The sequence below is a fragment of the Paenibacillus pinisoli genome (assembly GCF_003605435.1).
GTDB classification, from domain to species: domain Bacteria; phylum Bacillota; class Bacilli; order Paenibacillales; family Paenibacillaceae; genus Pristimantibacillus; species Pristimantibacillus pinisoli.
In genome coordinates, this window is sequence record NZ_QXQB01000001.1 from 846,301 (window position 1) to 860,787 (window position 14,487).

Consider the following 14,487-nt stretch of genomic DNA (forward strand, 5'->3'; position numbering starts at 1 on the left):
TCACGCTCCTTCTTGTCTAGATCAAGGCAGGGACCGCGGTCAGCGTCTTGTTCAGCAGCGCCACCACATCGCTCTCCTGCTCATGAATGAAGAAATGCCCGCCGTCGAAGAGTACCCTGTCGCAGCCCCCTGCTGCATAATACTCCCATTCCACAAGCGATCCTTTGACCGTACTGTCTTCCTTGCCGCCTAGAATGGTAAGCCGCAGCGGCAGCGGCTTTCGAGGCTTAGGCTCATATTCGCCCACCAGCTTGAAATCGGCTCTTAAGATCGGCAGGAACAGATCAAGCAGCTCCCGGTGCTGGAGCAGCTCGGCGGACATGCCGCCAAGCTGCTTCACTTCATCCAGAAACTCCGCATCAGGAAGCTCATGAATGCGGCGTCCCTGTTCATACTCGCTATGGGGCGCTCCCCTGCCGGAGAGGAAAGATGCAGCTGGCAGCGGCATGCTCTCTTCTCTCAGCGCATGAAGCAGCTCATAGGCCAGCATACTGCCCATGCTGTGACCGAATAAGGCATACGATCCGCCGCCGAGCGCAGCTTGCCGCACCAAAGGCAACAGATCCTGCACGGCCTCCGCCGTATTCCTGTAGAACGGCTGTCCCATCCGGCTCCCCCGTCCAGCCAGCTCCGCTGGAATCAGGCGTATGGAGGAATGCAGCTTACCCGCCCAGCGCTTGTATACTTGTGCGGAACCGCCTGCATAAGGCAAACAAAATAAAGTAATCATCATAACGCCCGCCTCTCGGGTAGTATGATTGAACCTGTAATATTAAGCGCCTGCAGCCAGGGTGTACCAGAACGCCTTTTCCTTCGCGAACAGCCCGCTTGCGAACTCCAGCTCCCTAGCTCGCTCGAAGTCGCCCGTCACGAACCGGTCCTTCAGCAAATCCCAGCCCCCTCTTACCTCGTCAAGCTGCCCGGACAACGACTGGTGCAGCGGCTCGTTAATCAGACCTTTCTCCTTCAAGGAACGGAGCAGCGAGGTATTGGCGATATGCCGGTTGCATATGATGTTGACGCCGACCAGGCCGTACGTCAGATGCGCCTGCCTCTTCTCCGGATCGGAATCCACATTCCACATGCCCTCGATTGAAAACGCGCCAAGCTCCTTCACTAGCCGCTCCGCATTCTCCACCACCTCGGACAGCTTCAGCTCGTACGGCTGGATTCTATCCTGCAGGTTGTACACATAATAGGCAGGCCCCATATAATTCGGATTCACATTGTACTCCGCATTGCCGTACGCCTTCAGAAGCCTTTCCGAAGGAACCTCATGCTCCTCGTATCCCGCCAGCGTATCGTCAATGACGTAAAATGTGCCGCGCTCCTCATCGTATCCATTGAACAGCGAATAATGATACCAGTGGAATTTCTTCCATGCCATGCTGCCCGGCAGCCAGTCATACAAATCGACGTTCAAGCTCATATTGCGTCCGCCCTTAAGCATGTCCTTTATTTCCTCCAGCACCGTATCCTTGCTGCGGAAATGCCCCGGTTCAATGTAGCGGATGACTTGCGACAGCGGGAACTTGGCCGGGTTGTCCAGGTAATACAGCGTATCGATCGTCGGATAGCGGAAATCCTTGTCCGTTGCGGCTTCCCACGGATAATAACGGTAAATATTCAGATACGCCGCATCCTTATAGCTGGGCTCCTCCGACACCGCAATTGAAAACGCCTGATTCAGCATGCAGTTCATCCAAAACTCGTTAAACGGTTTTCGTTCCATTGACAGCTTCATGACTTGCCGCCTCCTTCAATAGAGTTAGTAGGTTGGGCCTTAGGCATTGCCGGCAATAATCGCGCTGATTTTGCGGCTTCCGCCGCCTTCCAGCATGGCTTGCAGAATCGCCACGTAATCATCCGCCATCGCATGTGCCGTCTCGTCTGAGAAGAGACTTGCCGAATACTCGAGACTGAAGCCGATCGTGCCGTCCCGCTCCCCCGCTTCCAGCGTCATATCAAATTTGCTGACCCCCGGATCAAATTCCTTTGGCTCAAATTCAATCCCGCCGGAGCGGTAAGCGACGCGGTCGATATTCTGCAGAATAAACATCGTATCAAATAGCGGATTGCGGCTGCGGTCCTGCTCGATTTCGAGCTTTTGCACCAAATCCTCGAACGGGTAATCCTGATGCTCTAGCGCCCGCAGCACATCCTCATGCAGCTCTGACAGATAATCGCCGATCGACCTGTATGCCTCAGGGAAGCTGCGTATCGCTACCGTATTGACGAACATTCCGATCAGATCCTCCAGCTGCGCATGGTTGCGCCCAGCTACCGGCGTTCCAATAATAATATCCTCTTGCCCGCTCCACTTGCTTAGCATCATCGAATACGCGCCCAGCAGCACCGTATACAGCGTCGTGCTCCGTTCACGGGCATAAGCCTTCAGCTTGACGGACATTTCCGGCTCCAGACTAAACAACAGCAGATTGCCCTCGAAGCGCATCAACTCCGGCCTAGCTTTATCGGTCTTGAGCTCCAGCGAAGGCAATTCGCCTTCGAAGGCTTCCAGCCAGTACCGTTCATGGCCCTTATATGCTTCACTTTCGCTTCTGATCTCCTGCCAAACCGTATAATCCCGGTACTGAATGCTTAGCTCCGGCAATTCTCCGCCGCCATACAGGGTCGTCAGCTCTCTCAGCAGCACGCTGACAGAGACGCCGTCGGTGATGACGTGATGAATATCCAGCAGCAGCAGATGGCGCTCTTCGCCAAGCTGAACCAAGCCGGCGCGGAACAGCGGGAGGCTGCCAAGGTCGAACGGGCGGATAAAGCGCTCCATCAGCATGCTGATTCCGTTATACAGTCCCTCGTCTCCGCCTTCCGACAGCAGCTTGGCCGCCGCCATTCTCAGCCTTGCATTGCGTTCCAGCGTAAAGACCGGCTCCGCATGCACACGCTGGCGAAATTCATCCTCCTCATGATGGAACGTCGTTCTGAGCGATTCATGCCGATTCATGATGGCGAGGAAGGCCGCCTCCAGCCTTTCCACATCAAGCTTGCCTTTCATATGGAGGGCGAACGGCACATGGTACATGGTCGCTTCGCCCGATATGAGCCCCATCATGTATTGGCGGCGCTGCGCGCGGGACATCGGATAATGGTCTTGCTCCGGCTGCTTCGGAATCCGCTCCGCAGTCTCGGTGCTGCTGTTGTCCAGATGCGCCGCCAAGCCTTCCAGCGTCGGATTCATGAATATATCGCGCAGCGAGACTTCAAGTCCGAATCGCTCCGCAATGCGACCGACCATACTGGCCGCCTTCAAGGAATGGCCTCCTAGCTCGAAGAAGCTGTCTTTGGCGCCAATGGCATCGGTCCCCAGCAGCTCCCGCCAGATCACCGCCAGCTTGCGCTGGGTATCCGTCGTCAGCGGAGCAAGCTCGCGCTTCCCTTCATCAGCCGATCCCGGCTGCGGCAGCGCTCTTCTGTCGATCTTGCCCGTAGGCGTAAGCGGAATTTCGTCCAGAAACATCATGAATCCCGGCACCATATACCCCGGAAGCTTATCTCCAAGATAATCGCGAAGCATGCCGATCATCTCGCGGACTTGCTCGTCAGCCCCAGCTTCCTTCAGAACGATATAGGCGCACAAAGCGTATTCGCCGTCCTCTTCCTGGAAGGCCGTTACGACGGTTTCCTTCACTTGCTCGTGGCGCAGCAGCAGCTGCTCGATTTCACCGATTTCAATCCGGTGGCCCCTGATCTTCACTTGGAAGTCGCGGCGGCCCGCATAGACAAACTCGCCGTTATCGAGCCTGCGTCCAAGATCGCCTGTCCGGTACATTCTCTCGCCCTCGGCATAAGGATTCGGCACAAAAGCGGCATCCCACTCCGAATGGCTGAGATATCCGCGGCCAACGCCTGCGCCGCCAATGCATATTTCGCCCACAACGCCTGTTGGCTGCAGCTTCAGCCCCTCGTCAAGCACCATCATGACGGAGCCGCGAATTGGCGTGCCGATCGTAATGTCCTCGCCTGCGGTCACTTCCCGAATCGAGGTCCAGACCGTCGTCTCCGTCGGTCCATACAGATTGAAGATGCGGGCTCCCGTCGCAGCTCGCAGCCTGCCGAGCAAATCCGCCGTCAGCGGCTCGGCGCCGATCATTAGCACGCTTAAGCCCTGCAAGCCATCGCTTTCCCCCGTTTGGTTCCTCCACCATTTGAAGCGGGATGGCGTAATTTGCAGCACATCCACCCCATGGGAGGCAATCAGTCCTTGCAGCATGGCAGCATCATTGCGTTCTTCTTCATTCGCCAGCACAATCCGCATTCCCAGTGTCAGCGGAAGCACATTCTCCACAATGAAGATATCGAAGGAGACGGATGCCATCGCCAGTATGGTTTGGCCCCGTTCAAGCGGGATACGCTCCTTGAAGCCGCTGATGAAATGAGACAAGCCGCGATGCTCGATCATCACGCCTTTCGGACGTCCAGTCGAGCCTGACGTATACAGCACATATGCCAAATCTTCCGGCTTGTTGACAGGCTGCGGATTGCCCCTGTCCGCAGAGTACAGCTCAGGATCATCCAGATACCACTCCACAATCGCCCCGGATACCCGTCCGGCATATGCTTTTTCGGTCAGCAGCAGCGCTTCTCCGCAATCCTCCAGCATCCAATCGATCCTCTCCTTCGGATAGGCTGGGTCGATGGCGACATAAGCGCCGCCCGCTTTCAGCACGCCGAAGATGCCGATCAGCATAAGCGGACTGCGGTCCGCCATCAGCGCGACAATGCGCTCCGGTCCGACGCCTTGAGCCCTCAAGGCATGAGCCAGCCGGTTCGCCCGCTCGTTCAGCTCGGCATACGTCACGGTGACAGCGCCGAATTGAATGGCCGGGGCATCCGGCGTGCGCGCGGCTTGGTGCTCTACTGCCTGCACAATGCCCAACCACTCCGCTGCTCCTTGCCCTACAGCCAAAGTGCCGCTGTCTTGCCGTCCCATAGTCCCCTCTTGCGCATTATGTTCCATCTTGCCATTGCTCCTCTCTCTATCCGCGCCGCTTGCCGGCACGCTCCCTCCGGTTAATTCCGCAAGCAGCTGCCCGCGCTCATCCGCGCTAATCAGCTCCAGCCCGCCGAGCCGTGCATCCCGATTGCCGCACATCTCCCGCAGAAGCACAGCATAGCTTGCCGCCATGCGCCTAGCGGTGTCCTCAAGGAACAAATCTGCCGCATATTCCAGCTGCAGCGCAATCTCACGCTCCAGCTCTACAGCCTCCAGGGTCAAGTCGAACTTGCTGGTTCCCGCATCGAACGGCATCTCGCCGAATACAACGCCATCTCCCTCCATGTCCGCCCGGTCCATATTTTGCAGCACAAACATGACATCAAATAATGGATTGCGGCTTCTATCCTTATCCGGCAGCAGCTTTTCCACCAGTTCCTCAAAAGGATAGGACTGCCGCTGAAGCGCCTGCAGCACATGCTCGTGCAGCTCCGCCACATAATCGCGCACCGTCTTCCCGTTCTCCGGCCGTGTCCGCAGCGCAAGCGTGTTAACGAACATGCCGATCATTCCATGCGTGTCGGCATGCTCCCTGCCTGCCGCAGGCGTACCGACAATGACATCGGCCTGGCCGCTGTATCTCGCCAGCATGGCAGCGAAAGCGCCCAGCAATACCGTATATAGCGTCGTCCCGGATTCCCTTGCCAGCTTCCTTGCCATCGCCGTCGTCTCCGCATCCAGACGGAACGACAGCCGATGCCCTTTGTAGCTTGGCATAGGCGGTCTTGGACGGTCTGTCGGCAGCTCCAGCACCGGAAGCTTGCCGTCAAACGTGTCCAGCCAGTAGCGTTCGAGCTCCTCATAGGCTCCGTCCGCGAATCTGGCATTCTGCCATACCGCATAATCGGTGTACTGCACACGCGGCTCCGGCAGCGTACGGCCAGAATACAGCTCCGTCAGCTCCTTCACCAGAATGCCGGAAGACACTCCGTCCGTCACAATATGGTGGATATCGAGCAGCAGCAGATGCTCCTCATCCTTCAGCCGCATCAGGCCTGCCCGCAGCAGCGGGAGCTGATCCAGACGGAATGGCTGCTTGAACGCTTCCATCAGCTCTGTCACCGGCAACTCGCCTGCACCCGCAGCGCCCGTCATGCCTTCGACAGACCACACTGCCTGATGAAGCCACTCGATATTGAACGGATATGGCTCGTGCACCACTTGCATGAACTGCTCGTCCGCCAGATGGAACGTCGTGCGCAAGCTTTCATGCCGGCCTATAAGCGATGTGAAAGCAGCCTCCAGCCGTATAGGGTCAAGCTCGCCCTGAAGCCGAATGACAAACGGCACATGGTACATCGTCGCTTCGCCAGCAAGCAGCTGCATCATATATTGCCTCTGCTGGGCGCGCGACATTGGATACCACTCGCGGCGACTCGCCTTCGGAATTGGCTGGATCGCCGCTGCGGATCCATCCTGTTCCTTCAGCCACGAAGCCATGTCCGCAATCGTCGTCTGCTCGAACATGACGCTAAGCGGCACTTCGATGCCTGTCGCCTGCTGCAGCTTTCCGGCAAGGACTGCCGCCTTTAGCGAATGGCCTCCCAGCTCGAAGAAATCCTCGTCCATGCCGAATGGCCCCTTCATATCGGTCAGCACTTCGCTCCATATCGCCGCAACCCGCTCTTCCATCTCGTCTCGCGGAAGCGATAGATCCGACCGCTCCCTGAGCCCGGCCTCCGGCTCCGGCAAAGCTCGCCGGTCTACCTTTCCGTTAGGCGTCAGCGGTATGGCGTCGATAGCTACGACATAAGCCGGCACCATTGCTTCCGGAAGCTTGTCCTTCAGCTTCCGCCGCCACTCGCGCGAAGAGAGGCTGCCCGCAGCGACCACATAGGCGCATAGCTCTTTCTCTCCGTTATCGCGCATACGGACAACGACCGCCGCATCCTCTACCCCGGGAAGGCCAAGCAGCTGCGAGCGAATTTCACCCAGCTCGATTCGCACACCTCTAATTTTGATTTGCTGGTCGGCCCGGTCCACATACATGGCGTTGCCGTCCGGCAGCCACCTCGCAATATCTCCGGTGCGGTACAGATAACGGCCCTCCAGCTCCGGATGCGGCACGAACCGGCTAGCCGTCATATCCGGCTTGTTCATATAGCCCAGAGCAAGTCCGTTTCCGCCGATGTACAGCTCCCCGGCAACGCCGAATGGAGCTGCTTGTCTGCCGTATCCGCGAATGATGATTTCGACGTTATGCATCGGTCCCCCGATCGGCACATAGCCCTCCCGGTATTCTCCCGGCTTATACACATACATATTGGAGCATACCGTCGCTTCCGTAGGTCCGTACCCGTTAATAATGCGAATGCCGGGATTCAGTCTCGTATACAGCGCCAGCGTCTCATCTTTGATCGGCTCTACGCCAACCAGCATCTTGTCCAGCTTCACATCGGCAGCCTTTTGCTCCAGCAATCGGGCAACCTCTTTCAATAGAGAAGGAGGAAGATATGCGAATGTGATCCCCTCTTCTGCGATTACCGCAGCAATTGTGCGCGGATCAAGCAGCTTCGGCTCCGGATACAGCACCACGCAGGCGCCGAACATAAGCGGCATGAACAGCTCCGCTACGCTGACATCGAATGAAATGTTGGTCAGGCTGAGCGCTCTGTCCCCAGGTCCGTATTGCCCCTCAAAAAACGCTCTCAGCGAATGCCCGAAGTTGAAGAAGCTGCGGTGCGGCACAACAACGCCCTTCGGCTGGCCAGTCGAGCCGGATGTATAGATGACATACATCGGATCGCCCGCGCCGGCCGCATCCTCCGCCAAAGCGATCACGCCATCCCCAACATTCGAGAATAAAGTTTCATCCGCCAAATCCAGCATGCACAGCTCAGGAGGTACGCAAGCTGAAGCATCAAGGCGCGAGCCGTCCGTGAATGCGAGCTTTGCGCCGCTGTCCTCCAGCATATAGCGGATGCGCTCCTCGGGATAATGCGGGTCGACAGGCAGATAAGCGCCTCCAGCCTTCATCACGGCAATCATGGCGGTGAACATCGGGATCGAGCGCTCCGCCATGATGCCGACTACGCTGCCCCGTCCGACACCGCTTGCCCGCAGCTTCCTCGCCAGCGCATCCGTGCGGGCATCCAGCTCCCGATACGTTAAGGAAGCGCCGCCGAAGGCTACGGCTGACAAATCCGGCGCGATCGCCGCTTGTTCCTTGAAGACTTCATGCAGTGGGCGCGGCGGCGGGAATTCGGCCGCGCGCTGTCCAACTGCCCGCATGTGCAGGCGCTCCTCTTCAGACAGCATGACAGCTTCGCCAAGCGTAACATCCGGCTGCATCGTCAAGCTGCGCAGCAATTGCACATAATGCTTCATAAACCGACCAGCAGTCGAACGCAGGAATAAGTCGGTATTATATTCCACGACCAGCCGCAGCCTGTCGCCAGTCTCCACAGCTTGAATCATCAAATCGTATTTGGCTGTGCCATGCTCGAAGCGCTTGTGGCGATACGACAGACCTTCCGTCGAGGAAGCCGGAATTCTTAGATTTTGCATAATAAACATCGTGTCGAACAATGGGCTGCGGCTTGCATCCCTTCGGTCGATCCACTGGGCTATCTCCTCGAACGGGTAGTCCGCATGCGCATAGGCGCCGGTCGCTGCCACTCTCACTTCATCCAAGAAGGCCCGGAATTGCTTGCTCGCCTCCGGGTAAGCGCGGAGCACCAGCGTTCCGGTGAACATGCCGGCCACAGCTTCCAGCTCCCGCCGCGAACGCCCCGCTATCGGCGTGCCGACAGCGATATCCTCAGCCCCCGTATAGTGTGCGAGGAAAGTGTAGTAGGCTGCCAGCAGCACCATGAACGGCGTTGCGCCCGACTGGGCGGCAAGACTGCGCACCTCCGCCATCAGATCGGCTTCTACGTACAGCTCGAACGTCTCGCCAAGGCTGCTCTTGACAGCCGGACGAGGAAAGTCCGCCGGCAGCTCCAGCACAGGCCATTCGCCCTTGCATTGCTCCCGCCAATACTGCTCCGACGCCTCTGAGAAGGACTGTCCTTCCTGCCAGACCGCGTAATCTTTATATTGCAGCTCAAGCGGCTGTAGCAAGGAGCCTTGGTATAAAGCCATTAGCTCCGACAGGAGAATGCCTGCGGACATGCCATCCGAGGCAATATGATGCATGTCCAGGAACAGCAGATGCCGCTCCGGCCCCAGCGTCAGCAATGCCGCCCGCAGCAGCGGAGCCGTATCGAGCTTGAAAGGCTGGTATAAGCTTTGCAGCAGCGCTTCGGCTTCCTGTTCATCCGCCTCTAAGCGGACGAGTTGGAACGGTATGCTGTCATGCACGCGCTGCCTGATCTCCCCGTCAATGACATGGAACGTAGTGCGAAGCGTCTCATGCCGCTCAACCATGATTTGCAGGGCGGTCTCCAGCCGATCCGCATCCAGCGCCCCGTCAAGCTCCAGCAATTCAGGCAAATTATAGCTCCGGTCATCCGGCATCGCCTGCTGCTGCAGATACATGCGTTTTTGCGGCGAGGATACCGGATAATGCTCCTGCAGCTTTGCCCTTGGAATAGCCTCCAATTCAACTCCTGCGCAAGCAGAGTCCGAATCATCCAATCCAGCGGGGGAAATCCCTTGTTCCCTCAGCCGCTGTTCAACTTTAGCTGTGAACGACGGAAGCTCTGCATGTGCCAGCAGATCGACCGCCTGAATGCGTACACCTGCAAGCTCGCTGATCCGGTTTGCGATTTTCAGCGCAATGATCGAATCGCCGCCGAGCTCATAGAATCCGGCGTCCGCAGGCAGCTCTGCATAGCCGAGCAGTTCTCCCCATACGTCTGCGACACGCTGCTCCCATGCGAGTCCGGAGCGCTGTCCGGTCAGCACAACCGGCTTGCCGCTTTGCTCTGGCCCGGCTTTCTCCGCCTCCAGCACCGCTTGCCATCTGGCAAATGACTCCTCTATTTCTTGGCGAAGCTGCTGGGGCATATCCTCGTCCAGCCACATGCCGCTCCACATCGCTGACGGCGTGCGGAGCGCCGCCTGCTTGCGGTTCTCCTCCACCCAACATCGATGAAGGTCGAACGGATAGACAGGAAGGGGCCGCCGATTGCGGCGTTTCCCCTCATAGACCTTCTTCCAATCGATGGGATGCCCAGCCGCATATCGGCGTCCGAGCTCGGCTGGTCCCAGCTCCAGCTCTTCTTCCTGTAGATTGCCAGACGCAATAGAATCTGCTGTGCCGAAGTAGACATCCGGCAGCGCCAGATCCGATAATCCCTGCTCAGCAATGGAATCCAACGCTTGCGCAAGCTGCTCCCAACCGCTCGCCGCAATGGCAAGCCGGTATCGGTGCGCTCCTCTGCCTGCCGCCAAGGTGTAGCATACGTCGCTCAGCCTCCAGCTCTCGCCGCGATGTCCTGCTATCCATTCCCTGTTTTGCTGCACAAGCCGCTCCAGTGCCGTCATGCTGTGAGCCGACAGGCAGAACAGCTCCGTCTCCTCCGATTCCGAAGGAAGAGGTGCGGGTCCCGAAGCCTGCTGCGACCCGGTGCCGCCAGCGCCAGTTCGTCCCGCTCCCCGCTGCTCCGGAGCCTCCTCCAGAATGACATGGCAGTTGGTTCCGCTCATGCCGAAGGCGCTCACTCCGCATCTTCTGGCTCCGCCATCCGTCTCCCATGGCGTCAATTCGTCATTGACATACACCGGGGAATCAAGAAACGGAATTTTGCGGTTAGGCGAAGTGTAATGCAGCGTAGGCGGAATCTGCTTGTGCACAAGAGACATAACTGCTTTAAGGAGGCCGGCAATGCCTGCCGCATGGTCCAGATGGCCGATATTCGACTTCAGCGAGCCGATTGCGCAAAATTGCTTTTTGTCGGTATATTTGCGGAACGCGCGCGTCAGTCCGTCAATCTCAATGGGATCGCCAAGCGAAGTACCCGTTCCGTGCGCCTCCATATAAGTCACCGTCTCGGGATCTATGCCAGCATCCTGCCAGGCGCGCGCAATCACGTCTTCCTGCGCCAGCGCGTTCGGCGCGGTAATGCCGACCGAGCTGCCGTCCTGATTCATCGCGCTGCCCTTGATGACAGCGTAGACATGGTCCCCGTCCTCCAAGGCGCGGGACAACGGCTTCAGCAGCAGCGCCACCACGCCGTCGCCAATGCCGGTTCCGTCCGACGATTCATCGAATGTCTTGGCACGATTGTCACTTGACTCGATGCCCAGGCGAATGCCTGTATCGATCGGCAGCACATTCAGCTTGACGCTGCCGGCAATAGCCGACTCGCATTCGCCGCTGCGAATGGATTGGCATGCCAGGTGCACAGCGACCAGCGATGAAGAGCATGCGGTATCCACGCTGATGGCCGGCCCCCGCAAATTAAGCAGATACGAGATTCGGCTTGGAATCATCGAGCTTAAATTGCCGGGAGCCGCCATAGACAAGGCGTCAGGGTCGAGCGCCTCAATCAGCCGCTTATAATCGTGCAGCGCATCCGCGTTATGCCCGATAAAAACGCCTGTGCGCGAGCCATGCAGCGATTCTCCGCCGTACCCCGCATCCTCAAGCGCCTGCCAGGCCGTCTGCAGAAACATCCGCTGCGCAGGGCTCATTAGCGAAGCTTCCTTAGGGGACAGCCGGAAAAAAGAATAATCAAAGCTCGAAATATCTTCCAAATACGCTCCGTCAAAAAAGGAGACGGAGCCGTATTGCTCCTCCATGCGGCGCAAATACGGCCTCAGTTCCTCCTTGCGGTATTCAGGAAATCCTCCTACAAGATCCTGCCCGCTGCGCAGAAGCTCCCAGAAGGCTTCATGCGATTCCGCGCGCGGCAGCTTGGCGGATATCCCGATAATAGCAATATCCTTGATGGAAACATCGGAGATGGAGCCTCCGCTCCGCCCCTTCCGCCGGGATGGCTCTTGCTCTTTTTTGGCATCCAGCAGATCCAGTTGAAACATGGCTTCCGTCCCTCCTAGCTAGTAGTGGTACCGCTGATGGCTTGTCCCTTGTCCACGCTTCGATCAGACCCGCGCAGCAGCAGTCCTGCATGCGCGATAATACCTAGCCCGCTTATGACAGCAAGCATGCCGAGCGTTCCGGATGACCATCCGCCCGACCATTTCAATATGACGTACAGGCTGCCTGTGCTGAGAATATGCGCCGCAAGCGATGCCCACAGCGAATGCGATCCGGCTCGCACAATGCCGTATACAATAGCCCCTAAGGCCGCGAATGCGCCTATCGTCAAGTTCATAAATACGGCGCCAAACAGCACTGCCTGGATCAGAATCGTCCATGAAGCCGACAAGCGCTGCCTTAAGGTATGGAACATCATCCCCCGGAACAGCCATTCCTCCAGCAAGGAGCCGAGCAGCAGGCTGCCCAGCAAAAAGATGATGAGCTTGCCCCCTGCTACGAATGCGACCAAGTCCGCTATTGCGGGGAAATTAACTTTGATCCAAGGCAGCCGGGTGAATGTGGCGATAAATAAGCCCAGCCATATCCCCGTTCCGGCAGCTAGCCAGAACGTGCCGCTCCGCGGCGGGACAAAGCCTAAATCCTTCATTGTAATCTTCTGCAATCTCAATAACGGGATATATACTGCAAGCACAATGATATTGGAGACGATTAGCACAATGCCGGAATTGCTCACGATCCAGTCGTGAAGCTTAGGAGCGCTAATCCAGTTGTACATCGCTTGATTGACCGCCATGACGATCGCTGCATAGATAACCAGATACAAGACAGCTTTTGCCGCTAGCTGAAGACCTTTCAAACCGTAGTCACCGCCTCGTCAGGCACTGATGCGGCAACCTGCCCGCGATGCCTCACGGCGAAGAACAGCCCGCTCGCTACCATCACGCCAGCAATCGCCATCGCAGCAGACAGGACGGCCACATTGTCTGACTCGGGACCGTAATGCCACAGCAGATATTGGCTGCCCTGGCAAGCGATCTGCGCGGCAATCGGCGCCCAGATCGATTTGAACCATACGTACAGCAGCGCAAAAATAACAGCCCCCAGGAAACCATACAACGACAGAGGGATATCCCCGAAGAAGAACAGGGCTCCATACAGCACGCCCTGAATCGCAATCGCCAGCCAGACCGGGAATACCCTTCTGAATTCATTCATCAGAACGCCTCTGAACAACGTTTCCTTATAGATGTTACCGAGAATAAGGAATGTCAGAAACACGTACCATTCCGCACGATTCAGGTAGTCAAACAATTCTCGGAACTTGAAATTTTCTGATGCGATCGCAGGAAGCTGGGAGAAAGCGACAGTAAACAGCCCCGCTCCCAGACCGATCCATAGCGCTAGTCCGACCGACTTGCGATCCATTACGCGGAACTTGGCGGCCTTGAACAGATTCTCTTTGAACAGAAACCGCCAAGCCAGCAGCATTAACGGAAAGCCTACAATGTCATTCAATATAATGATGGAAACCGTATTTCGCTCAAACCACGGATCTAGCGGATAAATGTAATCAAAAAACAGCTTATTCACGGTTAAAAACCAGGCAAAATACAAGCCGACAACAACGACCACGCGCGATAGCATGATTACCCAAGGATTTTTCATCTTGTTAGACTCCCTTCCTTACCGGCGGCGCAGCTGCCGTCAGCGTATGGCCGGCTTGTCCGTCCTTGCCGCTGCCGGAGGTCCGCCATACATAGAGCGCGCCTCCGACCAGCGCTGCCAGGAACAGTGCCGTTAGAATGTACAGCAAAGCGTCGCTGAGCTTGCCGTACCACTCGTAGAACCCGATATATTTGAATAGGAAAATGGTGCCCATAGCCGTATTCTGGACAAGAATCGGGGCCCATAAGGAACCCGTGCGCAAGTACAGCGCCCCGTATATAAGTCCCGAGCCGATGCTGATCACCGAAAGCGCAGCGCTGGGCTGGAAGTAAGCATAAGCCGCAGCTTGCAGCACCAGCGCCACATAGACCGGCATAACGCGGCGAAGCTCGCCGAAGATAAGCCCCCTGAACAGAACCTCCTCGAAGGCGGGCGCAATGAGGCCCGCGCCCAGAATGACGTACAGGATGGAATCGCCGCGGATCAAATCGTCGACCAGGAATGGAATGGACGGGAATTGATTCGCAATATCGTCAATGACGATAAGCCCGATGCTAAACAAGCTTCCGGCGAGGCCTAAGCCGACCATCAGCAGAACGCGCGAAGCGCTCAGCTTCCTGAAGCCCGAGGCGCGGAACAGACTCCGCTCCGCATTCGGCCAGATCCAAGCCTTGATCCGAAAGATGAGCATGTATACCAGCGTAATAAGCGTAAAGAGCACGGCCATGAACATAGCCGGGTTGCGATCCAGAAACTTCGCGAAGGACAATGTCGCTTCGTAATTGTAAGTGGAGCGAAGCAGATAGAGCAGCGCATAGAATACACCAATGTACAGCGCAATGTTCCCTATCATCGTTAAGACTTTTTTCACAGGAAAGCTCCTTTCTTCCTTCTGAAATAATAATGCTCTGGGGTC

Annotated in this window: 6 protein-coding genes; all 6 read right to left on the reverse strand. The window is 57.1% G+C overall.

What is annotated here, in order from left to right:
- Positions 1–16: 16 nt before the first annotated feature.
- The 6 genes from D3P09_RS04160 to D3P09_RS04185 are packed head-to-tail and all read right to left on the reverse strand — an operon-like array spanning position 17 to position 14,442.
- Entirely contained in the window at positions 17–733 is a 717-nt protein-coding gene (locus tag D3P09_RS04160) for a thioesterase II family protein (RefSeq protein ID WP_243643895.1), read from the reverse strand.
- A 39-nt stretch (positions 734–772) separates the two neighbouring features.
- Positions 773–1,744 carry a cysteine peptidase family C39 domain-containing protein gene (locus tag D3P09_RS04165; protein ID WP_120107448.1) on the reverse strand — a complete coding sequence of 324 codons (972 nt, stop codon included), beginning with the start codon at positions 1,742–1,744 and terminating at the stop codon, positions 773–775.
- A 39-nt stretch (positions 1,745–1,783) separates the two neighbouring features.
- Entirely contained in the window at positions 1,784–11,944 is a 10,161-nt protein-coding gene (locus D3P09_RS04170; RefSeq protein ID WP_120107450.1) for a non-ribosomal peptide synthetase, read from the reverse strand.
- 14 nt (positions 11,945–11,958) lie between these two features.
- Positions 11,959–12,762, reverse strand: a complete 804-nt coding sequence (locus D3P09_RS04175; protein ID WP_120107452.1) for a CPBP family intramembrane glutamic endopeptidase — start codon at positions 12,760–12,762, stop codon at positions 11,959–11,961.
- Positions 12,759–13,571, reverse strand: coding sequence for a CPBP family intramembrane glutamic endopeptidase (locus D3P09_RS04180; RefSeq protein WP_120107454.1), 813 nt, complete (start codon positions 13,569–13,571; stop codon positions 12,759–12,761). The genes D3P09_RS04175 and D3P09_RS04180 overlap by 4 nt, the downstream gene beginning before the upstream one ends.
- A gap of 4 nt (positions 13,572–13,575) precedes the next feature.
- Positions 13,576–14,442 carry a CPBP family intramembrane glutamic endopeptidase gene (locus tag D3P09_RS04185; protein ID WP_120107456.1) on the reverse strand — a complete coding sequence of 289 codons (867 nt, stop codon included), beginning with the start codon at positions 14,440–14,442 and terminating at the stop codon, positions 13,576–13,578.
- Between the last annotated feature and the right edge of the window lie 45 nt (positions 14,443–14,487).